General features: G+C 43.8%; 25 protein-coding genes, 2 tRNA genes and 1 pseudogene. 16 read left to right on the top strand and 12 right to left on the bottom strand.

The window, feature by feature from the left end; all coding sequences use genetic code 11:
* Positions 1–4 precede the first annotated feature (4 nt).
* The 6 genes from ACNPNW_RS14475 (at position 5) to panD (ending at position 2,756) form a co-directional block, all read left to right on the top strand.
* Positions 5–79 (top strand) — tRNA-Gln (locus tag ACNPNW_RS14475).
* Positions 80–171: 92 nt separating this feature from the next.
* A tRNA-Gln gene (locus tag ACNPNW_RS14480) sits at positions 172–246 on the top strand.
* Between the two features lie 36 nt (positions 247–282).
* Positions 283–1,236: a ribose-phosphate pyrophosphokinase gene (locus ACNPNW_RS14485; protein WP_004280601.1), complete on the top strand. Its 954-nt coding sequence runs from the start codon at positions 283–285 to the stop codon at positions 1,234–1,236.
* A gap of 98 nt (positions 1,237–1,334) precedes the next feature.
* Entirely contained in the window at positions 1,335–1,631 is a 297-nt protein-coding gene (gene rplY / locus ACNPNW_RS14490) for a 50S ribosomal protein L25 (RefSeq protein WP_004645781.1), read from the top strand.
* Positions 1,632–1,649: 18 nt separating this feature from the next.
* Complete coding sequence (gene pth / locus ACNPNW_RS14495; protein WP_448767090.1) at positions 1,650–2,231, top strand: aminoacyl-tRNA hydrolase; 582 nt, start codon at positions 1,650–1,652, stop codon at positions 2,229–2,231.
* A gap of 144 nt (positions 2,232–2,375) precedes the next feature.
* On the top strand, positions 2,376–2,756 hold the full coding sequence (gene panD, locus ACNPNW_RS14500) for an aspartate 1-decarboxylase (RefSeq protein WP_004280606.1): 381 nt from the start codon (positions 2,376–2,378) through the stop codon (positions 2,754–2,756).
* A 68-nt stretch (positions 2,757–2,824) separates the two neighbouring features.
* On the opposite strand, the gene ACNPNW_RS14505 is transcribed toward panD, so the two are convergent.
* The 4 genes from ACNPNW_RS14505 to ACNPNW_RS14520 form a co-directional block, all read right to left on the bottom strand.
* The gene (locus ACNPNW_RS14505; RefSeq protein WP_420937845.1) at positions 2,825–3,391 is read right to left on the bottom strand and encodes a GDYXXLXY domain-containing protein; all 567 of its coding nucleotides are present in this window, start codon (positions 3,389–3,391) and stop codon (positions 2,825–2,827) included.
* Positions 3,388–5,193, bottom strand: a complete 1,806-nt coding sequence (locus ACNPNW_RS14510; RefSeq protein ID WP_448767091.1) for a DUF2157 domain-containing protein — start codon at positions 5,191–5,193, stop codon at positions 3,388–3,390. The genes ACNPNW_RS14505 and ACNPNW_RS14510 overlap by 4 nt, the downstream gene beginning before the upstream one ends.
* Positions 5,194–5,283: 90 nt before the next feature.
* On the bottom strand, positions 5,284–5,895 hold the full coding sequence (locus ACNPNW_RS14515) for a LysE family translocator (RefSeq protein ID WP_004280611.1): 612 nt from the start codon (positions 5,893–5,895) through the stop codon (positions 5,284–5,286).
* 45 nt (positions 5,896–5,940) lie between these two features.
* Entirely contained in the window at positions 5,941–6,426 is a 486-nt protein-coding gene (locus ACNPNW_RS14520) for a DUF1289 domain-containing protein (protein WP_114541676.1), read from the bottom strand.
* A 189-nt stretch (positions 6,427–6,615) separates the two neighbouring features.
* Here ACNPNW_RS14520 and trhO point away from each other — a divergent pair, with 189 nt between their 5' ends.
* The 4 genes and pseudogenes from trhO to ACNPNW_RS14540 all read left to right on the top strand — a co-directional run.
* Complete coding sequence (gene trhO / locus ACNPNW_RS14525) at positions 6,616–7,548, top strand: oxygen-dependent tRNA uridine(34) hydroxylase TrhO (RefSeq protein WP_448767092.1); 933 nt, start codon at positions 6,616–6,618, stop codon at positions 7,546–7,548.
* A 206-nt stretch (positions 7,549–7,754) separates the two neighbouring features.
* The gene (locus ACNPNW_RS14530; protein WP_005103989.1) at positions 7,755–8,033 is read left to right on the top strand and encodes a hypothetical protein; all 279 of its coding nucleotides are present in this window, start codon (positions 7,755–7,757) and stop codon (positions 8,031–8,033) included.
* A gap of 87 nt (positions 8,034–8,120) precedes the next feature.
* Positions 8,121–8,738, top strand: coding sequence for a DedA family protein (locus ACNPNW_RS14535; RefSeq protein ID WP_005103990.1), 618 nt, complete (start codon positions 8,121–8,123; stop codon positions 8,736–8,738).
* A gap of 27 nt (positions 8,739–8,765) precedes the next feature.
* Positions 8,766–9,182 (top strand): annotated as a pseudogene (locus ACNPNW_RS14540) (ABZJ_00895 family protein); the annotation flags it as partial.
* Between the two features lie 80 nt (positions 9,183–9,262).
* On the opposite strand, the gene ACNPNW_RS14545 reads toward ACNPNW_RS14540, so the two are convergent.
* Both ACNPNW_RS14545 and ACNPNW_RS14550 read right to left on the bottom strand, forming a co-directional pair.
* A complete protein-coding gene (locus tag ACNPNW_RS14545) occupies positions 9,263–9,787 on the bottom strand; it encodes a YecA/YgfB family protein (RefSeq protein WP_004280621.1) in 525 nt (174 codons plus the stop codon).
* A 71-nt stretch (positions 9,788–9,858) separates the two neighbouring features.
* A complete protein-coding gene (locus ACNPNW_RS14550; RefSeq protein WP_004280622.1) occupies positions 9,859–10,065 on the bottom strand; it encodes a PA3496 family putative envelope integrity protein in 207 nt (68 codons plus the stop codon).
* Between the two features lie 351 nt (positions 10,066–10,416).
* Between ACNPNW_RS14550 and rpoD the strand changes: the two genes are divergently transcribed.
* From rpoD to ACNPNW_RS14580, 6 genes are all read left to right on the top strand, one after another.
* On the top strand, positions 10,417–12,351 hold the full coding sequence (rpoD, locus tag ACNPNW_RS14555) for an RNA polymerase sigma factor RpoD (RefSeq protein ID WP_423090317.1): 1,935 nt from the start codon (positions 10,417–10,419) through the stop codon (positions 12,349–12,351).
* A gap of 113 nt (positions 12,352–12,464) precedes the next feature.
* Positions 12,465–12,752, top strand: coding sequence for a YbeD family protein (locus ACNPNW_RS14560; protein WP_004280625.1), 288 nt, complete (start codon positions 12,465–12,467; stop codon positions 12,750–12,752).
* Between the two features lie 151 nt (positions 12,753–12,903).
* On the top strand, positions 12,904–13,563 hold the full coding sequence (gene lipB / locus ACNPNW_RS14565) for a lipoyl(octanoyl) transferase LipB (RefSeq protein WP_423090200.1): 660 nt from the start codon (positions 12,904–12,906) through the stop codon (positions 13,561–13,563).
* A gap of 74 nt (positions 13,564–13,637) precedes the next feature.
* A complete protein-coding gene (locus tag ACNPNW_RS14570) occupies positions 13,638–14,171 on the top strand; it encodes a hypothetical protein (protein WP_423090199.1) in 534 nt (177 codons plus the stop codon).
* 1 nt (position 14,172) lies between these two features.
* Positions 14,173–15,357 carry an iron-containing alcohol dehydrogenase gene (locus ACNPNW_RS14575; RefSeq protein ID WP_004280629.1) on the top strand — a complete coding sequence of 395 codons (1,185 nt, stop codon included), beginning with the start codon at positions 14,173–14,175 and terminating at the stop codon, positions 15,355–15,357.
* Positions 15,358–15,624: 267 nt separating this feature from the next.
* Positions 15,625–17,016, top strand: coding sequence for an APC family permease (locus tag ACNPNW_RS14580; protein ID WP_004280630.1), 1,392 nt, complete (start codon positions 15,625–15,627; stop codon positions 17,014–17,016).
* Positions 17,017–17,084: 68 nt separating this feature from the next.
* Here the strand turns inward: ACNPNW_RS14580 and ACNPNW_RS14585 are convergent, their stop codons facing one another.
* From ACNPNW_RS14585 to lolA, 6 genes are all read right to left on the bottom strand, one after another.
* Complete coding sequence (locus ACNPNW_RS14585) at positions 17,085–17,567, bottom strand: hypothetical protein (RefSeq protein WP_423090198.1); 483 nt, start codon at positions 17,565–17,567, stop codon at positions 17,085–17,087.
* A gap of 89 nt (positions 17,568–17,656) precedes the next feature.
* Positions 17,657–18,133 (bottom strand): tRNA (cytidine(34)-2'-O)-methyltransferase, encoded by a 477-nt coding sequence (locus ACNPNW_RS14590; protein WP_338839773.1) that lies wholly within the window; start codon positions 18,131–18,133, stop codon positions 17,657–17,659.
* Between the two features lie 361 nt (positions 18,134–18,494).
* A complete protein-coding gene (gene cysG / locus ACNPNW_RS14595; RefSeq protein WP_420937840.1) occupies positions 18,495–19,877 on the bottom strand; it encodes a siroheme synthase CysG in 1,383 nt (460 codons plus the stop codon).
* A 72-nt stretch (positions 19,878–19,949) separates the two neighbouring features.
* A complete protein-coding gene (gene serS / locus ACNPNW_RS14600; RefSeq protein ID WP_004645799.1) occupies positions 19,950–21,221 on the bottom strand; it encodes a serine--tRNA ligase in 1,272 nt (423 codons plus the stop codon).
* A gap of 100 nt (positions 21,222–21,321) precedes the next feature.
* Complete coding sequence (locus tag ACNPNW_RS14605) at positions 21,322–22,083, bottom strand: RsiV family protein (RefSeq protein WP_420937838.1); 762 nt, start codon at positions 22,081–22,083, stop codon at positions 21,322–21,324.
* Between the two features lie 169 nt (positions 22,084–22,252).
* Entirely contained in the window at positions 22,253–22,948 is a 696-nt protein-coding gene (gene lolA / locus ACNPNW_RS14610; RefSeq protein ID WP_420937837.1) for an outer membrane lipoprotein periplasmic chaperone LolA, read from the bottom strand.
* Between the last annotated feature and the right edge of the window lie 159 nt (positions 22,949–23,107).

The raw sequence follows: 23,107 nt of genomic DNA on the forward strand, positions 1-23,107 counted from the left end.
AATTAGGGGCGTCGCCAAGTGGTAAGGCACCGGGTTTTGATCTCGGCATCCGTTGGTTCGAATCCAGCCGCCCCTGCCATTTTCTCGAAAAAAGACAGAACACTCATTTGCTGTAAGACTGTTAATTTACCTTGACACTTTACCGCAAAAATATTAAAGTTCTGCCGCATTAGGGGTATCGCCAAGTGGTAAGGCACCGGGTTTTGATCTCGGCATCCGTTGGTTCGAATCCAGCTACCCCTGCCATCTATTCCCATATATCCCAACCGCCAAGGGTGCTTCATGCCCAATCTTGTCGTTTTTAGTGGATCTGCGCATCCACAATTCGCTCAAAAAGTCGTAAGTCACTTACATATTCCTCTAGGCGCTGCCTCTGTAGGTCAGTTCTCTGACGGTGAAATTGCTGTCGAGATTACTGAGAACGTTCGTGGTAAAGACGTATTTATCGTACAACCTACTTGTGCCCCAACTAATGATAACCTAATGGAAATCTTGGTGATGGCTGATGCTTTGCGTCGTGCAAGTGCGGGTCGTATTACTGCCGTGATTCCTTATTTTGGTTATGCTCGTCAAGACCGTCGTCCACGTTCAGCACGTGTTCCAATCACTGCAAAAGTTGTAGCAGACATGCTCACTACTGTAGGCGTTGACCGTGTGGTGATGATCGACTTGCATGCTGACCAGATCCAAGGCTTCTTCGATATCCCTGTAGACAACATCTACGGTACACCAGCCCTACTTGCTGACTTGCGTCAACAATCGCATCACAACCTGATGGTGGTTTCACCTGACGTGGGTGGTGTAGTGCGTGCACGTGCTGTTGCGAAACAGATGGGCGATATAGATCTTGCAATCATCGATAAGCGTCGTCAAAAAGCGAATGAATCACAAGTGATGCATTTGATTGGCGATGTAAAAGATCGTGATTGTGTCATCGTTGATGACATGGTAGATACTGCTGGTACGCTATGCAAAGCTGCTGATGCATTGAAAACTTTCGGTGCTCGCAAGGTTGTTGCATATGCAACGCATCCAGTACTTTCTGGTAAAGCGATTGAAAACTTAAAGAATTCTGTGATTGATGAACTGGTTGTGACTGATACCATTCCTCTTTCTGATGAAGCTTTAGCACTGGGCAAGATTCGCCAGGTTTCAGTAGCCAGTATGGTTGCCGAAACGATTCGTCGTATTAACAACGAAGAATCTATTAGCGCAATGTTCGATTCTTATCTATAATAGAGCGCTGAATTTTCAAAGCCCTGCCATTTGGTAGGGCTTTTACTCACCAGACTGGTCGCAAGTCTGGTTCATTTAACTTAAATAGGATGTCTATCATGGCAAACTTCGTATTAAACGCAGCAGCACGTGAAGAAGCAGTTCAAGGGAAAGGTGCGAGCCGCCGCCTTCGTCTTCAAGCTAAAGTTCCTGCAATCATCTACGGTGGTGAAGCTGCTCCTGTAGCAATTACTGTTGAGCTTCGTCAGCTTGTTAAATTCTTAGAAAACAATTCATTCTTTGAAGAAGTTATCGAAATTGATGTAGACGGTAAAGTTGAAAGCGTGAAAATCCAAGCGTTACAACGTCACCCAGCTAAAAACACACCAATGCACGCTGACTTCAAACGCGCATAAGTGTTAATGGTGTAATTAGTGTCAAATATTTCACTGATTGTTGGTTTGGGTAACCCAGGTTCTGAGTATGCCCAAACCCGCCATAATGCAGGCTTCTGGTTCGTAGAACGCCTTGCAGACCAATATGGCATTAGCCTCAAAAAAGACCCGAAATTCAACGGATTTAGCGGTCGTGGCAATATCGAAGGTCAAGACGTCCGTCTTCTTTTACCAACCACTTTTATGAACCTTTCCGGTAAAAGTGTTGTTCCTTTCGCCAAATTCTACAATATCGCACCTGAATCGATCATGATTGCCCATGATGAACTGGATATGAATCCTGGTGTCATTCGCCTGAAAACTGGCGGTGGTCACGGTGGTCATAATGGTCTACGCGATATCGTGCCGCATATTGGTTCAAACTTCCATCGCCTGCGTATTGGAATTGGCCATCCTGGTGCCAAAGACCGTGTTTCCGGTCATGTGCTCAGTAAAGCGCCTAGCAGCGAACAGAATTTAATGGATGATGCGATTTCCCATGCCCTCGCTCGCACAAAAATGCTAGTGAACGGTGAAGTACAGCAAGCCATGAATCAAATCAACGCATATAAGCCGAACTAAACATTCAAAAATTGCTGGACAATTCCGCTTGCCAGAAAGTTTATTTAAGCGCAAAATGCGTTTGCTCGATTGTTCACCATACAGCAAGCAAGATTGATTTAACCAAATGATCAAACTCTTAGGTCAACTCAGGGGACGCTAGCCATGCTATCTCGTTTATTAAAATGCAAAATTCACCGCGCTCACGTTACACATGCAGAACTACACTATGAAGGTTCATGTGCAATTGATGGCGTTTTGATGGATTTGGCTGGCATTCGTGAATACGAAGAAATTCATGTGTGGAACGTGACCAATGGTAAACGTTTTGCAACTTATGCAATTCGTGGCGAAGACAACTCAGGCATCATTTCAGTGAATGGTGGCGCTGCGCATCAGGCGGATGTAGGCGATATCGTGATTATTGCAACCTTTGGCGATTTCACTGAAGCTGAAGCGAATGCCCATCAGCCTCGTTTGGTTTATGCTAACCCAAACAATACAGTCAGCCACACTGCCAACTGTATTCCGGTACAAGTTGCATAAGCTGATCAGACCAGATACCTAAAAGCTCGCATATCGCGGGCTTTTTTAATACCGGAACATTGACCTATTTAACTGCCTTCTCGCCAGCTTTTAGAGCTTTCACAGTTTAAGGGTTTTAATTTTTGATCCAGCAAATCAAATAACAAGGCCTCACCATTTTCCTTCACCTTCAGCTCTGCAAATTTGGCGTTACGATAACAAGGCTCCAGACCTTCGGCAAACATGAAACTGTTGGCAGCAGGATACAAAGCTTCAAAAGTATTGCGTGGATTTTTCAGAATTAATCGGGCTGAACGTTCCGACTGATTTAGTGCATTTCGATCAAAACTGGTTTTGATGACTCTGCGCTGCTGATCCAGCTGCACATAACTCATCACATGGGATTGATTTTTAAAATCTTCAATCTTGATGTCAGAAATAGGCTGTTCGGAACCATTCCTCACAGCCACTGCGCTAAAATGCAGATCATAGTTCAGTGCCATATAATCCCCTTGCAGGATCGAACGTGGATCGACTGGCGCCAACTCGACAAAGATACTGTCGCTTTTTGCCAGATGCCATTCATGCTGGATGATCAATCCCCCGAATAAAGCGATACTAAAAACACTCAGGTGCAGCGCCAGAAACTTTTTCATGAGGCCACTCCTGCTTTCAACTGAAACTTCGGTGAACTCAACACATAAGCCAGAAGCAACACCAGCACACCTGAGGCAAAAATACTGACACTTTTAAATAAAAAGCTGAGTCCCAGATTGTAATACAGTAGCCATAACCAGAAGATCAGTAGCAAAATGCTCAAGGCTTGCATCAATCGTTGTTGATTCACCATTGCCCAAGCCATAAACACCAAAATAATAAAAATTTCAAAGTAACCCAATGCAATCAGCAGAATTCCCGCGGCAGGAATCAGCCAGAGTTGAATCCGTGAAAATTGCTTAAGATGAATCTCGACAAAACTCAACAGCCAGAGCGCTGGCAAAATATAGAAAACAATTGCTTCATCTATGCCGCGAGGCTGCAATTGCTGAGCCACACCAAATTGCAGTAGGCATTGAAAAATAGCTGTCACTGCCAAAATACTAATCATCCATAAAGTCACGCTTTTGGCATAAGCTGAAGCGAGCCAATGTCTCGCACTTAGCAAAGCTACCGTCAGAATGCTGTAATTCAGCAGCATAATCCATGTCATCAGCCGCTGATCCTGAAAAAATGCATGTTGCTCGACCAGAACTGCAATTCCCAGTATATGTGCAAGTAACAACTGCAACAGCACCACTAGCCAATGCATACGACTCATGATAGTCAGCAGCGTAATGCCGACTTGTATCAGCCAGATTAGTAATAGACTCTCTGTAAGTAATTGAGTATGAATCAATACCGCGGCCTGACCGCAAACCCACAAACAATAAGCCAATTGCCGCAGAAAAACTGAGGGCTTGCTACGAATCAACCACCAGGCGACTGCGATAAAAATGATTCCCATCAGGATCGAAAAACTTTCCCAATAGGTCAGCAACAGCATGGCCAAGATCACACCAGCAATCCATGCGCCAAGGGCCAGTGGAATGACCGAAAACCGGCTCTTGGGCAACAGCTTGATCAGCAAACCTGTAATAGCTGCGAACCAGCTGAATATCAGCAAAGCTAGTATCAATAAGCCAGCGGCAGAATCCTGTAAATATTGCTCAGTGAGATCAAAAATTAGAATGCTAAAGCTCAGGGCCAGTCCTGCAACCAGTAAACTGGTTTCAAGCTGTTGCTTTCGGGTATAGAAATAAACACTGAATAAAATCGGCAGAACCAGTACCGAGCCCAAATACCAGATCGAATCCGAGTCGACAAACCGGAACATACTCACTACCGAAATGAGCACCACGATGGCGATAAACAGATAGCGCAAAACCGGATAATAACGTAATGCATAGATCATGCTTAATCCGGTCAACAGATTCAGACTGAGCAGATAAAGAGTTTCAGCACGTACCAACCAAAAGCTTTGTTTAAAATAAAAATAGAGTGCTAACTGGCTGACCACGCAAAATAATGCAAAGATCCCAATATTCGGACGATACAACCAAGGCAACAACAGCAAAGCCCAGAGCAGAAATAACTGATAACTGTCAGCACCAGTCTGATAAATCTGTCCAATCACGGCCAGACTTAAGCCCAGCATTAGACCCGATACAGTATCCAGACTTTGTCTTAACTTTTCCCGCGCAGCGAAACGTACACTCAGCAATGCCGAACCCAACAATAAAATTTGAGGAATAAATAGCTGGATGAATTTGGGCAGCATCCACCAGTTTGCCGCCAGTAAATACGCAATACTGACAGCGATCAGCGCAAGCCCAATGATGTAAAGAATTTGAAGCACAGCAGGTTGAATAAATAACAGCGGGGAAAATGGACGGTCTGGCGATGGTACTGTTCTAGACATACTGATCTGTTCAATTTTTATTTGATTTCACCTTAGCATGATTTTTGCAGGATATGCCAGGCAGGAACAGTCCAAGTACGCTGTACATTTTTAAATCAGAATTTGATAAATTCCGTACCCTGCAATCATGAGCAGAATCATGCCGCACAATGCCAGCAAATGTGGATAGAGTCGAGAATGGGATAAGTGGTTGAAACCCAAATACACCACAGACAAAGTCAGAAAATCCAGGAGAATCCAGCTCAAAGTCAAAATAATTAAACTTAAATCAAGATCAGGAGTAATCCCGATAAACTGCGGGAAAAAAGCCGCAAAGAAAATAATGTCCTTCGGATTAGAAATACCAACCAAAAAACCTTGTCGAAAACCACCATGCACAGGAACTAGATTCTCCTGAGCTTGCTCCTGCTGCTTAAAAATAACTTCACGGAAAATCTGCCAGCCCAGATAGCCAATATATAAACAGCCCAGCAGCTTGATCGCATCCAGCCATTGCGCATTAATGACCAACAAACCTTTTAGACTCAATACCGATAAGGCAATTAACACCAGAGAGGCGAAATTGGTACCAAAAATGGTTCTTAAAGCCGCCGCATAACCACCTTTTAAACCGGCACTGGCCACCAGCAACATCACTGGGCCAGGTGTAGCGATCATCACCACAACAGCCAGACAATATAAGAAATATTCACTAATATTCATGCTATTCCCTCAGCTATTGTTGTTTTTGTGTATAAAAAAGAGGACTTAGTCCTCCTCTTGTATATGAATCAGATGCTGACTGATGCCATCTGCCCGCAGAAAAGCCAGATCATAACTGGCGGTAGCCAAGGCCAAGATCCGGCGCTCAAACTCGTCCCAGAGCGGACGCACCTGCTTATAATGGATGCCTAAACCACTATCGTCGGTAAAATGCCGTTTTTTTTCACAGAGCTTTAAAGCATGATACAGCTTGCGCCCTTTGGAAGCATCATCACGCAAGCGCACCCGTTTCGACAGCACAAAGGCCTGCACTTTGACAAGATCGGCATGCGGTAACAATGGCACCAGAATCTGATCCAGCTGTGCATCCAGTCGCTGCCACACAGCTCGATGCTGCTCAGCACTATACGTATTCCAGTGAATCACTTCATGATTAAAACGGCGGCAACCACGACATACCGCATCACCAAATACGGTCGAGCAACGCCCTGCACATGGGGTTAAAGACGCAATACGACGATCTGAACTCAAAACACACTCCAACGATACTGCAAATTTCAGTATCTGCATCACTGCACAAAATCCTGGGTCGGGCATGACTATACACGCTCTCCCCCATGAATTGAAGCCTGTTAAAAGACTTGCGTTTTACTCGCTTATTCACTCGAATCAAGCTAAAATATGCGCCTTTCAAATTATCATGCTACGTTGGAGTATTCCATGAACGCTACTGTAGAACAGCTTGCACCTGTAGAACAGCAAGCGACGACTGGTTGGGTTGTTGCCGCACTTTATCAATTCAAAGAAGTTCAAGATCCTGCCGATCTTCAGCAACGTCTTTTGGACCTGGTAAAATCCATCAACCTTTGCGGTACTCTAATTGTGGCAGGTGAAGGCATTAACGGTACGGTTGCAGGCGACCGTGCATCGATTGATCAAATTCACCAGTTCCTTCTAAATGAAGGTTTTAACGAAATGGAATACAAAGAATCTGACAGTTCTGAAAAGCCATTCCGTAAGATGAAAATTAAATTAAAAAAAGAAATCGTGACTTTAGGCGTGGAAGTAAAACCGCGTGATTTAGTCGGTCACTATCTTGATCCAAAAGAATGGAACGAACTGATTGCACGTGATGACGTGATTCTGGTCGATACACGTAACGATTACGAATACAAAGCCGGCACTTTCAAAGGCGCAATTGACCCGAAAACTGAAAGCTTCCGCGAATTCCCTGAATACGTGAAAAATAATCTGGAACAGCACAAAGACAAGAAGATTGCGATGTTCTGTACAGGTGGTATTCGTTGTGAAAAATCAACCTCTTTACTTCTTCAAGAAGGCTTCACTGAAGTTTATCACCTGAAAGGCGGTATTTTGAAATACCTGGAAGAAACCCCGGCTGAAGAAAGCATGTGGGAAGGTGAATGCTTCGTGTTTGATGGTCGTACTGCCGTAACGCACGGTGTTGAAGAAGGCCAAAACACCAAGTGTCATGCGTGTGGCTGGCCTTTACTTCCAGAAGAAGTTGCACTCCCAAGTTATGAACATGGTGTCTCTTGTGTATACTGTATTGACAAAACTACGGAGAAACAAAAACAAGGTTTCCGTATGCGTCAATCACAAATTTTAGCAGCAAAACGCAAACGCCTCTAATTTGGCCTTTTGTAATGAAATATATAAAAACCCTCTTCGGAGGGTTTTTTGTTTACATAAAAATTACAACAGTAATAAAACTCTTACCAATTCCTTACCAAGAACCTCATTTTTTTCCAAACAAGATTGTTAGTCTAATGATACGGTGATTTACAAGCTAAGTCTTTCATTATTAACTGAAATTTTTACTTGAAAAGGAATATAAAATGGCAGGCTCACTTGCTCGAGATTCAGACAATCTGGTTCAATTTCAACCAAAAGAAAATATAAAGTTGCAACGGCTTCATCAAATTTCTGAAGAGCTTGAACAGCAGTCACATTTGTTCGTAGTTATCTTGGGAACCATTATTGGCGCAATCTTGGCGCTGTTCATTGGTTACCATATCAATACCAGCATCATGCATTTTATCCTGTTGAGTATTTTGCCGATCTGCTTGGCCTATTTCTTACGTAAAGTTTATATTTATACCCTGACACATAGCTGATTCTGTCTGATCATTTATATTCCAAGACTTTACCGCACAAAAAATACTGCTTAGGATACAGGCAGTATTTTTTATTTTGCCAATCATATGAATCTGACCGAATGGATTATTTCCGTCATGGAGCAACTGGGCTACTGGGGCATTGCCCTGCTCATGTTCCTGGATAATGTCTTCCCGCCAATCCCTTCCGAAATTATTATGCCTTCCGCGGGCTATTCCGCCTCTCAGGGCGAGTTAATACTCTTCGGGGTCATCATGTCCGGCTGTATCGGCTCTCTACTAGCAGCCGCCTTGCTATACTGGATTGGCTATAAATTTAACCATGATTCTATTTTTAAATTTGTCGATCGTTATGGCAAATATTTATTTATTAAATCAGAGGATGTGAAAAAATCACTCAGTTGGTTTGAGCATTATGGTCACCGGATTGTGTTTTTTGGCCGCATGATTCCTGCCGTCCGCTCGCTGATCAGCATTCCTGCCGGCATGAGTCATATGCCCTTCTGGAAATTTATGTTCTATAGCGCACTTGGAACCATCATCTGGACTACATTTTTGGCCTGTGTCGGATTTTATTTTGGCGAAAACCAGCAGTTGATGCAGCAAATTTTCAGTAAAGTCAGTTATGTGATTATTGCCATTGTTGCGGTAATTATTATCTGGATTTTCTACCGTAGACAGCAGCGTAAAAATCGTCCATCCTGAGGAAGATCCCTTAAGGAGATTAAAACGATGTCGCATTATCTTAAATATTTTGCCACCGTTTATCTGACCTTAGTTCTATTGGTAGGCATATTCATCTATGTATTCAATCTGGGCGCCATTCTGCTGATTCCTGCCCTGATTGCTTCTGCCTTTCTCAGTGCCCGATACTTTGTTAAGAAAGAACTTCGTTTGCCGACTCAGCAAGAGAAAAGCAAACTGGTCTGGGGCTCCACTATTATTGCCATGACATTCGGGTTTATCTTTTTAGTTGTGGTCATCTGGATGAACCCGCAGACAGATGAGATTTATAGAACCATCACCTATACAGGAAGAGGAACAAATTCATTCCTGGTGGCTGCAAGCATTGCCTTACATGCCTTGCTGTTTCATATCGCCTACAATGCTTATGCACGCTATAGTCTGGCGAAGCGTACAGGCTTGAAAGAAAATAGGATTCGAGTAGATCTCAAAGATGCAAAAAGGCCAAAGCTAAAAAAAGCACCCTGCGGTGCTTTTTTTATGAATTATTCTGGCGTGTGATACATCAGGTACAATTCATTTAAGTTTTCTGGAATTTCTTCTGCAAGTTCATCCATTAACTGGCCATTGCGACGGAAAGTTTCCATTTGTGGATCTTCATCATCAATGCCACTGAAGACCATGATTGGCAGGGTTAAATCCACCAGTTGTTCTTCAAATTCTTCAGTAAACCAAGCGTCTTCGTTCAGGAACATGGCATCTACAAAACCCACACTCCAGTCACCCAAGCTTGATTCAGTATCTGCTTCTTCAATTTCAAACGGGAATGTAATCCCTTCTTCATTGGCTAAGCTTTGACGAATAGACTCTAACCATGCTTGCACCTGAGTGATGATTTCTGCAGGCACTTTCTTTTGATTACTATCAAAAAGTTCGTCTAACCATTTGTCGAATTTTGGGCCTACTGCAATAGCACATAAGAAACCATGGGTTGCCGCGAAATCTAGACCATGTTCATTTTGGTCACCATCTAGATATTCACTCAACAGGTCTAAATCTAAAGCACTCATCTAACATCCAAACTTAGAAAACCGAAAGGTTTAGCATAGCATTTATTCAGACTATGCTAAATCCGAATTCGTTAATCTTCGTCATCAAAATCGTCGTCATCGTCGAAGTCATAGTCAAAATCTTTGAGTTCGCGCTCTAAACGACGTTGGGTCAGTAGATCATCGATCAGACGACGTTTTTCCAACGACTCTTTAGCACTGAGCTTGCTAGAAGCCTCATCGAAATTAACATCATCTTCACCGAAGTTATCATCTAGTTCAAAATCTGTAGAAGACACTAAAACTTCCTCATGAGTGAAAAATGTAAAAGGATTTAAGCGCTATTTATCGTGCCTAAAATAACAAGTCAAGTTTTATTTGGATTTTCGTATTTTTAATTTGTAATTAGGGGTTTTTTCTGTCTCAATTGTGTGCCATGATATAATCCACCCTGCGTCCTTATGTTTTTTGATTCTCCTTTTTTGAGTCATAAACAGACACGCAGGGGATGAACTTGAAAACAACAAATTCACCCCCATCTTAAATTACTGAATTTCATTTTAAATATTTTATCAGACAGCTTTCATGCTGAATTCTCTGATGAAATATATAGGCTATTCACTAAATTTAACGAGCTTAAATCGTGCAGCATTGTACGGTTTTTTACTGTCACAGATTCAACGAAGAGTAAGCAAAAGATGAGCGATATGACTTCCCCTACTTCTCAAGTAGCGGCTCTGATTAGCCGAGGCAAAGAACAAGGTTATTTAACCTTCGCTGAGGTTAACGATCATCTGCCGGACTCCATCACAGAAAGCGAGCAGATTGAAGATATCATTCAGATGCTGAATGACGTCGGTATTCCGGTACATGATCGCGCGCCTGAATCTGATGATACGATGTTCGAAGATACTGCAGAAGCGGCGGATGAAGTTGCAGAAGAAGAAGCTGCAGCCGTACTTGCATCGGTAGAAAACGAGCCAGGTCGTACCACTGACCCTGTACGTATGTATATGCGTGAGATGGGTACAGTAGAACTTCTGACTCGTGAAGGCGAAATCAGCATCGCAAAACGCATCGAAGAAGGTATTCGTGATGTTTTGCACTCGATTGCTTACTGGCCGAATGCGGTAGAAGTGGTACTGCAAGAATACAAAGATTATGAAGCCGGCGAACGCCGTCTTGCTGACCTTTTATCAGGTTATTTAGATCCTGAATCAGATGAAGAAATTCCTGAAGTTCTAGAAGAAGAAGCGGTTCTTGCTGAAGATGAGACTGACTCGAAAAAATCGACCAAAGACGTAAAACTGGACGATGATGAAGAGGAAGAAGAAGCAGATTCTGATGATGAATCAGAAGCAGATTCTGGTCCAGATCCTGAAATTGCCAAAGCGCGTTTCACTGAACTGGAAAATGCGTGGCTGAATACCAAAGCAACCATTGAAAAACATGGTCGTGACAGCAAACAGGCTGAAGAAGCTCTTCAGGCACTTGCAACTGTATTCATGATGTTCAAATTCACCCCACGTCTATTTGATATCATTTCTGAAATGATTCGTGGTACCCATGACCAGATTCGTGGTGCAGAACGTGAAGTGATGCGTTATGCAGTACGTCGTGGCCGTATGGACCGCACCCAGTTCCGTACCAGCTTCCCGGGTCAGGAATCGAATCCAGCCTGGTTAGATGAGCAGATCGCGAAAACACCTGCAGACCAGAAAGCTTATCTGGAAAAAGTACGTCCAGACGTATTGGCATTCCAGCAAAAAATTGCCGATATCGAGAAAGAGCTTGGCCTTGATGTAAAAGGCATTAAAGACATTGCCAAACGTATGGCCGTCGGTGAAGCCAAAGCACGTCGTGCCAAGAAAGAAATGGTTGAAGCGAACTTGCGTCTGGTCATTTCGATTGCGAAGAAATATACCAACCGTGGCTTGCAATTCCTGGATCTGATTCAGGAAGGTAACATCGGTCTGATGAAAGCCGTAGACAAGTTTGAATACCGTCGTGGTTATAAATTCTCGACTTATGCAACTTGGTGGATTCGTCAGGCAATCACCCGTTCGATTGCGGATCAGGCACGTACCATTCGTATTCCGGTACACATGATTGAAACAATCAACAAGATCAACCGTGTATCTCGTCAGCTTCTACAGGAAATGGGTCGTGAACCAACTCCTGAAGAACTGGGCGAGCGTCTGGAAATGGACGAAGTCAAAGTACGTAAAGTACTGAAAATCGCCAAAGAACCGATTTCGATGGAAACACCGATCGGTGATGATGAAGATTCGCATCTGGGTGATTTCATTGAAGACAGCAACATCACGTCACCAATTGATGCTGCAACGTCTGAAGGCCTGAAAGAAGCAACACGTGAAGTTCTGGAAAACCTGACTGAACGTGAAGCCAAAGTCCTGAAAATGCGTTTTGGTATCGACATGCCGACCGACCATACTTTGGAAGAAGTGGGCAAACAGTTTGACGTAACACGTGAACGTATTCGTCAGATTGAAGCCAAAGCACTGCGTAAACTTCGCCATCCATCGCGTTCAGAACACTTACGTTCATTCCTTGAGAATGATTAAGATTTGATACTTGATGTGGAGACTTGAAATTTGATCATCAGTCTCCATTTAAGTAGCCAAGACAGACCCAAACGCCTGCATGATTGCAGGCGTTTAAAATTAGGGGGACTACCATGTTAGACCGTACACCATCTCGTGAACTTCAAGAACATCTTTGGGTTTTCCCTATGGATTATCCGATTAAACTGATTGGCCTTGCGGGCGATGAATTGCGTCACGCTGTCATCGACATTTTTCTAAAACATTTTCCAGATTTTGAAGGTGATAGCGTAAGTATTACACCATCACGTACTGGCAAATATCACTCCATTACCGCACAACTGCGCTTTCTGGAGCTGGAACAGGTGCATGCAGTGTATGCAGATTTGGCCGCCTGCCCGCTGATTAAAACTGCATTGTAATCGAAAATACAAAAGACACGCTTCCGGGCGTGGTTTTTTTTTGCCTGTACAATGACTGAGCTAGCGCTTAAATATTGCAGATCTCGCCCCTATTTCATGCCGAAGCCATTATAATTATGATCAGTTTTTATAATTACTAAGGACACTCCCTGTGACTGATGTGCTGCAAAAGCCCGAGCTGATCATTCGTCAATATCACGACCTCACACCTTATGAAGATCGTTTTCTGGAAATGAAAACATTTACGGAAACCCGTGATGAACATAGCCCGGATCAATTGTGGATTTTGCAACATCAGGATGTACTGACTCAAGGTCAGGCAGGCAAACCGGAACATATTCTAATGCCGAGCAATATTCCGGTGATTCAGACCGATCGTGGTGGTCAGGTGACCTGGCATGGTCCCGGTCAATTGGTGGCTTACTTCATGTTTGACCTGAATCGTCTGGGCTGGAATGTGCGCACGCTGGTGTCTTATGCTGAAAACCTGATGATTGACTTGCTGAAAAAATATGGCATTGATGCCTATGCCAAACCGGATGCACCCGGGGTATATGTGTCTGAGCGAAAAATTGGCTCACTCGGTTTTAAAATTCGTAAAGGCCGTAGCTACCATGGTCTGTCCTTAAACCTGGATTGTGACCTGAGCGGATTCAACACCATCAATCCTTGTGGCTATGCAGGACTGGAAATGGTACGCATGAGTGACCTGCTCGAACAACCACCCCAGTTTAGCCAGTTGTGCACTGAAATTATTGAAACTTTGCGCCACAGCGGGTACTTTAAGCAAATAACTGTCGAGCAAAGATAAAGCCTTTGCATTTTACTCCCAAATAAATTAGAGTATTTACTCTAAACTAATAATATTGAGATAGGGATCATCACGTGATTGCGACTAAATCCGTAAAACCCGCTTTGCAGCTTGCCTATGTCAAACTCATGATGGATGTGATTGGCCGAGGTCTGGTCATGGCAAGTCAGGTGGATGAAGAAATCAAACAGGAAGTGGCCCATTTTCCAGCAAATTTTACTCTTTCCATGAAAGTCTTTCCGCATGGCCCGGCCTTTGTGGCACGGGTCACTGAGGACAAACAACTGGAACTGGTCAAAAATCTGGAAAAAGCACCTGATTTGATCATTACCTTTAAACATCTGCACCATGCCTTTTTGGTGTTTTCTTTTCAGGAAAGCACCTCACAGGCTTTTGCCCATGACCGTATGATTGCTGATGGCGATATTTCCAATGCCATTCGTCTGGTACGCTGCCTGAATAAAATGGAAGCACTAATTTTGCCAAAAATGGTGGCACAACTGGCAGTGAAAGAATATCCAAGCAATCTGAGCTTAAAAGAAAAACTAAGCGAAGCGAGCAGCATTTATCTGAAAATCGCTCAATCCTATTTGAAACGGAGTGTATAACATGGCTAAACCTTATTATGAATTTTTCTGTCCGGTCAAAGTGATTGCCGGTCATGCCGCGTTAGAACATATTCCGTTTGAACTTGCGACTTTAGGGGCCAAACGTCCGCTGATCATTACCGACAAAGGCGTCCGTGCCAACAATTTGTTGGCACCAATTGAAGCTGCATTTGAAATGGCAGATGCTGCAATTGTAGCGATTTTTGATGATGTACCACCCGACTCTAGCTTGGGTACAGTGCGCAGTGCGGCAAAGCTGTATCGCGAAAATCATTGCGACGCGATCATTGCTGTGGGCGGAGGTTCAGTCATTGATACCTCTAAGGCAACCAATATTCTGGTATCGGAAGGCGGTGATGACCTGCTGAAATATTCGGGTGCACATAACTTGCCTAAACCGCTGAAACCGTTCTTTGTGATTCCAACCACATCTGGTACAGGTTCAGAAGTGACCATGGTCGCTGTCGTGTCGGACACTGAAAAGAACGTCAAAATGCCGTTCGCCTCTTATTATCTGATGCCGCATGCTGCGATTCTGGATCCCCGCATGACCCAGACCTTGCCGCCACATTTAACCGCCATGACCGCAATGGATGCTATGACCCATGCGGTCGAAGCTTATACCTGCATGGCAGCCAATCCGATTTCGGATGCTTATGCCACCGCCGCAGTCAAAAAGATCAGTACCCACCTATTTAATGTGCTGGATAACCCTTCCGATGCACAAGGCCGTCTGGAGCTGGCACAGGCATCGACCATGGCGGGAATTGCATTTTCCAACTCGATGGTTGGCATTGTGCATTCACTGGGGCACTCATTGGGTGCAGTGGTACACCTGCCGCATGGTTTATGCATGAACTTATTCCTGCCTTATGTGCTGGAATACAACAAAGAGGTCAATGGCGATAAAATCGCAGATCTGCTCCTGCCTTTGGCGGGTGCCGATATTTATGCACAAACGCCGGCGCATCTACGTGCTGACAAAACTATTGCAACGATTCTAACCATGCGTGACCGGATTTACAGTCTCACCAAATTACCGCGCACATTACGTGAAACCGGTAAGATTTCTGAAGCCCAGCTCGATGAAGTGGCAGAGAAAGCCCTGAATGATGGTTCCATCATTTATAACCCGAAAGAAGCTACCCTGGAAGATTTAAAATCTATCTTAAAAAAGGCTTGGTAATTACTGAAAAATAAGCCAATATAGCCGAAATTCCAGCCTGATGTTTTTTTAAACATCAGGCTTTTATCTTGCATAAGAAAAAATTCGATTTCTATTTTTGAATGGCACATTTTATGCAGGACAAAAGTCAAAAAAATAGCTAGCAAAAGCCGTTCTTTTCAAGTAGATTGGCGGACTTTTATAGAAAACTGTAGGGGGGATCGTTCGTCTCAAACGATCCTTACAAATATGACTGATCCTTGATCAACGATTAAGAGGATAACGCCGTTGACTAATATCTCTGGGACTCAATCGGCAGCTAAACTGCAAAAAACGCTGGGACTCTGGCACATCATTATTATTGGTTTAGCTTATATTCAACCCATGACCTTGTTTGATACATTTGGTCTGGTATCTGAAGAAAGTAACTTCCACGTTCCTACCTCTTACATTTTTGCACTGATTGCAATTTTGTTAACCTCCTTGAGCTATGGTCATATGATTCGTCGCTACCCTTCTTCGGGTTCGGCCTATACCTATGCGCAAAAATCCATCCACCCGAACGTAGGTTTCATGGTGGGTTGGTCATCCTTGCTGGATTACCTGTTATCGCCAATGGTCAATATCATTCTGGCGGTGATTTATCTGGAAGCACTTTTCCCAGACATGAACCATTGGGTTTGGGTCATTGGTTTAACCGCCTTTATGACCGCGATTAACCTTCGTGGTGCGAGATTTGTTGCCAACTTCAACAGTATGATTGTATTCGTACAATTGGGCGTCATTGCATACTTCACCTGGATGGTTTACCAACTTCTGGAAGGTGGCGTAAATGCAGACGGCACACTGGTCGATGCAAAATATCAACTGTGGAGTTTAGAGCCATTCTGGAATGAGTTTACTTCTGTTGCTGCCCTGATTACCGGTGCAACCTTACTGTGCTTCTCATTCACAGGTTTTGACTCTTTAAGTTCTCTTGCTGAAGAAACCAAAGATACTGAGAAAACCTTACCTAAAGCGATTTTCTTGACTGCATTATTGGCAGGTATCATCTTCATCATCAGTACTTACTTCATGCAGATCTTCTTCCCGAATGATCCAAAAACTTACTTTGAAGATATCGCTGCAACACAGCCGGATATTTTACAAGCTGTCGGTGGCGTGGCGTTTAAGACAGTCGTACTTTACTTCGCAATTGTGACAGTCATGGCTTCTGGTATTTCAGCACATGCGGGGGTATCTCGTCTGATGTACGTAATGGGTCGTGATGGCGTAATCAACAAGAAGATCTTTGGTCATATTAGTCCGAAAAACTACACACCTTCATACAACATCCTGATCGCTGGTGCAGTGGCTTTAACTGCTGGCTTTATGGATCTTGATTTTGTGGTGTCTTTGATCAGCTTTGGTGCCTTAACTGCATTCAGTTTCGTCAACTTGTCGGTGATTTCACGTTATGCATTACGTGATGGTCGTACCAAGAGTGCTAAAGAGATCATGAACTTTGTCGTTGTTCCTTTACTTGGCTTCATTTCAGTCTTTGCATTGTGGCTAGAAGTCGATGAAGCTTCGCTTAAATATGGTCTGATCTGGGCATTTGGCGGTATCTTGTACTTGGGTTATAAAACCAAAGGCTTCAAGCACCCAGCTCCTCAGCACAATGAATTTGACGATAAATAATATCTTTTCAATTCAAATAAAAAAGGCGCTTCATGCGCCTTTTTTATGTCTGTCATGTTTTGATTTTACTAACGCAGATAGCAATCAAAACCCATCTGGGTATTAACTCGATTATTTTCATAACCCAGTTTCTCAATAAACAGACTGCGATTAGACAATAACTTTTGCTCTTCCGGACCTAAACGGGCTCTATTTTTGATAGCTAGTTGATACATTTCATCGACGACATCCTGAAAAATATCACAGACTTCCTCACGCTTGGCGGGCTTTAATTTACGCCCCCGCCAGGTCCATTGAAAATCATCTGAATTCAGGCTCTGCCCCCATTTTTCGATACGTGTATCTAAGCGTTTTTGCATGTTGAGCAAGCCCTGCTGTATTTCCGCTTGAGTAATGGGTTGAATTTCCTTTGTTGCCGATGTGGCAGCACTGCTCTCTTCCGCACTGATGGAAGCCGCAATAGTTCCAAGGCAACATGCGATGACAAGTTTTAATAGAGGCTTCAAGGCTGTACCTTTTGTTATATTTGATAAAGTTATAAATTCAAGCATACAACGAAGTGAAAAGCAGTTTATCTATTTGTTACACAAAATAAAAAAGCCACCCAAAGGCAGCTTTTAGAATCATCACAAATTTCAGCTTAAAGCGTTTTAAAATCTTGCTGACGCCAAGCTTCGTAGACAATTACTGCAGTGGCATTCGACAAGTTCAAACTTCGGGAGTTTTCTGCCATCGGTAAACGAATCCAGTGCTTTTGCGGAAACATCATACGAACATGTTCAGGCAGACCACGAGTTTCCGGACCCATTAACAAGGCCACAGGACGGTTTAAATCCGAAGTATGCGGTGTTTCAGAACCTTTGGTGGTCAATGGATAGATTGCATCCAGCCCAATGCCTTTGCTTGCCAAATCGGCCAGACAGTCTTCGATGTTTTCCCAAATCTGCATATTGGCATATTCGTGATAATCCAGACCGGCACGTTTCAGCTTTTTGTCATCCAGCTCAAAACCCAGCGGCTTGACCAGATGCAACTGTGCTCCGGTATTCGCACATAGACGAATGATATTGCCTGTATTTGCAGGAATTTCAGGCTCATATAAAACAACGTGGATCACAGCTTACTCACTCAATATATTTAATTCAGACAGGACATTCGTCTTGCGCTCGGGCAAAGCAGTGCTTTGCTTATCCTCTTACTTCACGCACAGCCTTAGTCTTGCGCTCGGGCAAAGCAGTGCTTTGCTTATCCTCTTACTTCAGGCCTAGCCTTCGCCTTGCGCTCGGGCAAAGCAGTGCTTTGCTTATCCTCTTACTTCAGGCCTAGCCTTCGTCTTGCGCTCGGGGCAAAGCAGCGCTTTGCTTATCCTCTTACTTCAGGCACAGCCTTCGTCTTGCGCTCGGACAAAGCAGTGCTTTGCTTATCCTCTTACTTCAGGCACAGCCTTCGTCTTGCGCTCGGACAAAGCAGTGCTTTGCTTATCCTCGCTCATGCCATTGCAATTGTTCACGTAAGCGTACAACTTCACCAATAATGGTCAAAGTCGGTGCCTGAATCTGATGTTCGGACACTTTGGATGCAATGTCAGCAAGGGTTCCCACGACGACTTTCTGTTCAGGCGTCGTACCTTTAGAAACCAAGGCCACCGGCATGTCGGCTCGCTGACCATGAGCGATTAATTCTGCACAGATTTTCTCCAGTCCAACCAGTCCCATATAGAGCACTAAGGTCTGGTTTTCATAGACCAACTCACTCCAAGGCAATTCTGGCGAACCTTCTTTTAAGTGACCTGTCAGAAAACGCACACTTTGCGCATAATCACGATGGGTTAATGGAATACCGGCATAGGCTGAACAGCCTGAAGCTGCGGTAATTCCTGGAACCACCTGGAAAGTAATCCCTGCAGCAAATAGCTCTTCAATCTCTTCACCGCCACGCCCGAAGATAAATGGATCACCGCCTTTCAGACGACAAACCCGTTTTCCTTCACTGGCATATTTCACCAACAAGGCATTAATCCCATCTTGCGGAACTGCATGATTGGAACGTGCCTTACCCACATAGATCTTTTCCGCATCACGGCGGCACAGCTCCATAATTGGCGCTGAAACCAGACGGTCGTAAATGACCACATCAGCCTGCTGCATCAAACGTAGGGCTTTTAAGGTTAACAGTTCTGGATCACCAGGACCCGCACCGACCAAGTAGACTTCACCTTTCGGCTTTTGCCATTCTTGTAATGCTTGCTCGATCAGGCGATCTGCTTCCGCGATATTGTCGTTGAACACCTGTTCTTTTAGCGGACTGGCATATAAATCTTCCCAGAAAATACGACGTTCATCCGGATTGACAATTTTAGCCTTAACCGCACTGCGCCATTTTCCTGAAAATTCAGCCAGCTTGCCCATACCATGCGGAATAGTCGTTTCAAGCTGAGTCCGGATCTGCCGCGACAACACGGGCGACGTACCATTCGATGCCACTGAAATCACCAATGGCGAACGGTCAATAATTGCAGGAACCATAAAGCGGCAATGCGGCGGATCATCAACGCTATTGACCAGGACATTTTCCGCTTCACACAATTCAAAGACCTGACGATTGGTCTCTGCATCATCAGTCGCCGCAATCACCAGTCGATATGAACGTAACGCAACTTCAGGATGAAAAGCTGCCTGCACATAGTGTCCTTGGCTATTTTGCACAATTCGCAGCAGACTCTCTTCAATTTCAGGCGCAATCACATGAATGATCGCACCTGCTTTTTGTAGGAGAAGTGCTTTACGGTATGCAATATGTCCACCACCGACAATCAGACAAGGTTGCTGTTGCAACTTTAACGAGATTGGAAAAATATCCACGAACTACCTCAAAATTTTAAATCTGCTGTCTATGCAATTTTCATGCACATTTAGGGATGCTGAGATCGACAATTAGTCGATATAAGTCGCACCACCCATATATGGACGTAATACTTCAGGAATCTCAATCGAGCCATCGGCGCGCTGATAGTTTTCCATCACTGCAAGTAAAGTACGACCCACGGCCAGACCTGAACCATTCAAGGTATGTACAAATTCAGTTTTCTTCTGATCAGCACGGTAACGCGCTTTCATACGACGTGCCTGGAAGTCCCCCATGTTTGAGCATGAAGAAATTTCACGATAGGTATTTTGGCTTGGTACCCAAACTTCCAGGTCATAAGTCTTGGTCGCACCAAAGCCCATGTCACCACCACAAAGTAAAATTTTACGATATGGAAGTCCAAGTGCCTGCAAGATGCCTTCAGCATGGCCAGTCAATTCTTCAAGCACTTGCATCGAAGTTTCAGGCTTCACAATTTGAACCATTTCGACTTTGTCGAATTGGTGCTGACGGATCAAACCGCGGGTATCACGACCATAAGAACCTGCTTCGCTACGGAAACATGGCGTGTGCGCTGCATATTTCAGTGGCAGACGGTCTGCATCAATAATTTCATCACGTACGAAATTCGTCACTGGCACTTCAGCAGTTGGAATCAGATAAAACTCTTTTTCGCCCTGCAGCTTAAACAGATCTTCTTCAAATTTAGGCAGCTGACCAGTCCCACGCAATGAATCTGCATTGACCAGATAAGGCACATAGGCTTCGGTATAACCATTTTGATCAGTATGCGTATTTAGCATGAACTGGGTAATGGCACGTTGTAAACGCGCCAATGGACCTTTCAATACACTGAAGCGTGAACCAGTTAATTTGGTCGCGGTTTCAAATTCAAGACCGCCCATCATTTCGCCCAGATCCGTATGGTCTTTGATTTCGAAATCAAATTCACGCGGTGTACCCCATTTCAGGATTTCCACGTTATCGCTTTCGTCTTTACCTTCAGGCACAGCTTCATCTGGCAAGTTTGGAATAGATAATAATTTTTCTTCAAGCTCAGCTTGCAGTTCAGCCAGTGCTGCTTCAGCCGCTTTGATTTCATCACCAATCGCAGACATGCGAGTCATGATTTCAGATGCGTCGCCACCTGCTTTTTTAATTTGACCGACTTGTTTGGCACCGGCATTACGTTCAGCTTGCAGTGTTTCTGTCTTGGACTGAATCTCTTTACGGCGTGCTTCTAGGGATGCCCACTCTTCAACATTGAGTTGAACACCACGTTTTGCCAAGGCTACATTTACAGCCTCAATATTATTTCTGAGTAATTTCGGGTCGATCATAATCAATCTTTGCAGAAGAAAAAAACTGGCTATAGTGTAAGCTCTTAGCATTAAAAAATACAGTGACCAAGACCACGGCTGCGTCCTATTAGCACAATATTTAGGAAGCTGTCTGCTGCAAAATGGCTAAATATTCAGGGCGAATCACTTCATTTAAATCCGCATATGACACTTTTAATTCAGGCATTCCTGCTGCTGCCGGAGCTAGTTCGCCTGCCGGATACACCATCACCAGACCTGTTGTATCAAAATAATAGTTATCACTCAATTTTAACTGCTGTTGTTGAATACCCTGCGTATTCAGCCATTGAGTATTGGTTCGATACATCGCATTCAGCAGTTTCTGCTCACCACCATTTAATAACAGTTGAGACAAAGCCAAACGTTTTTTCTGTTTTAGATCAAAATTGATATATTCCGTATGAGTCATCAGCTTGGACTGATTGCGAGGTAGATTGGAACTTTTTAAGGCAAAAGAAGCCAGATGGGCACGCTGACCGACAAATTCCACCTTGATAAAGCGCTGATCCAGATAATACGGCTCATCGGCTTTTTTAGGATTTTTCTGGGTGACCTTGGTGAATGCAACAGGTTCGGTATGCTGTATCCGCTCAATAAAATATTGATTAATCCAGTCAATATTGCTGTCCACTGTTTGTAGATCAAAGCGTACACAACCTTCTATTTCACACACCACTTTGGCTGCCCCTTTCACAGGAACGCTCTTGGCTTCAATCTGCACAACACGGTCTGTTTGCGCGAGCGTTGCCACTGAGCTGGATTGAGGTTGACAACCCATCATACCCACAGTGAGTAATAAGACAGCGTAGATTCCAACTGTTCTAAATAGATTATTCTTCATCCTGAGCTCCCAAAATTTTGCAATTCCATTGACTCGACTTTTATTTATTCTAAGATGCTCTCCTGTTTAGATATAGCTGAACCTTGTAGCCTGCTCAAAAAAATCCTGATGATCGGCAATAAAAAAGCAACCTCGAAAGGTTGCTTTTTTAGTTGGTTCATATTGATGCTTATTGATCAATAATGTCCGTACCTTTTGGTGGAGTAAAGTTAAAGGTAGAGGCTGGAATACTGCTATTTACTTTTACATTGCTAAATTTGATATGGGTGGTTTGTCCCAATGAATCCTGCAAGATCATCAAGCTTGGTGCTTTGTTCGCGCCAAAGCTAATGGTCAGGCTTTCAAACACACCATCGGTATTTTTAGGATATAGCGTGTAATAGGTTTTGCCTTTATTTGGCTGAGTCACCCGGTAAGACTGCATAATCTGGCTGGTGTTTCCTGACAGCAATAACGCCGGTGTATTGGCAACCTGCTCATCTAAGCTTTGACGAACGGCTTGCTGCAAGTCCGGATCATAAATCCAGACGGTTTTACCCGTGGTTGCAATGACTTGCTTCGACGGTGCAGTCGTTTCCCAATAGAATTTACCCGGACGCGCGACTTTCATCACGCCTTTAAAGGTTTGATTCATATGTTGTGCAGTCAAACCTTTTTTCTGGGTCGCTCTCGGGTTGGTTACCTTGGTGCTTTGTTCGAAATTTGCCGTCATGCTACGCACATGATTGAGCTGTTTGACCAGACTGGCTGTTGCCTGTTGCTCCGAAGCTGCCACAGGTGCAGCAAACACGGTTGTACTCATCACCGGTGCTAAAGTCACTGCACCCAGAGCCATAGCACAGACGGTTTTACGAAGCATATTCATAATTTCACCTTTATATTTTGCGTGATCGCAATTTATTTGATAGCTCATCTTAAACGAAAATTAAAAGCTAAAATGATAGAAAATAAGAACTTTTGTATTGTTATTAATTCGAAACCGGTTTTTTTGTTCATCATTATGAAGATTTCAGGACAATTTTTA

It is taken from the genome of Acinetobacter endophylla (genome assembly GCF_053543775.1).

Coding starts and splice junctions, on each gene's coding strand:
- panD (WP_004280606.1), top strand. CDS start 2,376: ATGCTATCTCGTTTATTAAAATGCAAAATTCACCGCGCTCACGTTACA.
- ACNPNW_RS14515 (WP_004280611.1), bottom strand. CDS start 5,895: ATGAATATTAGTGAATATTTCTTATATTGTCTGGCTGTTGTGGTGATG.
- trhO (WP_448767092.1), top strand. CDS start 6,616: ATGAACGCTACTGTAGAACAGCTTGCACCTGTAGAACAGCAAGCGACG.
- serS (WP_004645799.1), bottom strand. CDS start 21,221: ATGATCGACCCGAAATTACTCAGAAATAATATTGAGGCTGTAAATGTA.
- ACNPNW_RS14485 (WP_004280601.1), top strand. CDS start 283: ATGCCCAATCTTGTCGTTTTTAGTGGATCTGCGCATCCACAATTCGCT.
- lolA (WP_420937837.1), bottom strand. CDS start 22,948: ATGAATATGCTTCGTAAAACCGTCTGTGCTATGGCTCTGGGTGCAGTG.
- ACNPNW_RS14585 (WP_423090198.1), bottom strand. CDS start 17,567: ATGCTTGAATTTATAACTTTATCAAATATAACAAAAGGTACAGCCTTG.
- ACNPNW_RS14545 (WP_004280621.1), bottom strand. CDS start 9,787: ATGAGTGCTTTAGATTTAGACCTGTTGAGTGAATATCTAGATGGTGAC.
- ACNPNW_RS14605 (WP_420937838.1), bottom strand. CDS start 22,083: ATGAAGAATAATCTATTTAGAACAGTTGGAATCTACGCTGTCTTATTA.
- ACNPNW_RS14505 (WP_420937845.1), bottom strand. CDS start 3,391: ATGAAAAAGTTTCTGGCGCTGCACCTGAGTGTTTTTAGTATCGCTTTA.
- ACNPNW_RS14530 (WP_005103989.1), top strand. CDS start 7,755: ATGGCAGGCTCACTTGCTCGAGATTCAGACAATCTGGTTCAATTTCAA.
- ACNPNW_RS14560 (WP_004280625.1), top strand. CDS start 12,465: ATGTTAGACCGTACACCATCTCGTGAACTTCAAGAACATCTTTGGGTT.
- ACNPNW_RS14575 (WP_004280629.1), top strand. CDS start 14,173: ATGGCTAAACCTTATTATGAATTTTTCTGTCCGGTCAAAGTGATTGCC.
- ACNPNW_RS14535 (WP_005103990.1), top strand. CDS start 8,121: ATGAATCTGACCGAATGGATTATTTCCGTCATGGAGCAACTGGGCTAC.
- rplY (WP_004645781.1), top strand. CDS start 1,335: ATGGCAAACTTCGTATTAAACGCAGCAGCACGTGAAGAAGCAGTTCAA.
- ACNPNW_RS14510 (WP_448767091.1), bottom strand. CDS start 5,193: ATGTCTAGAACAGTACCATCGCCAGACCGTCCATTTTCCCCGCTGTTA.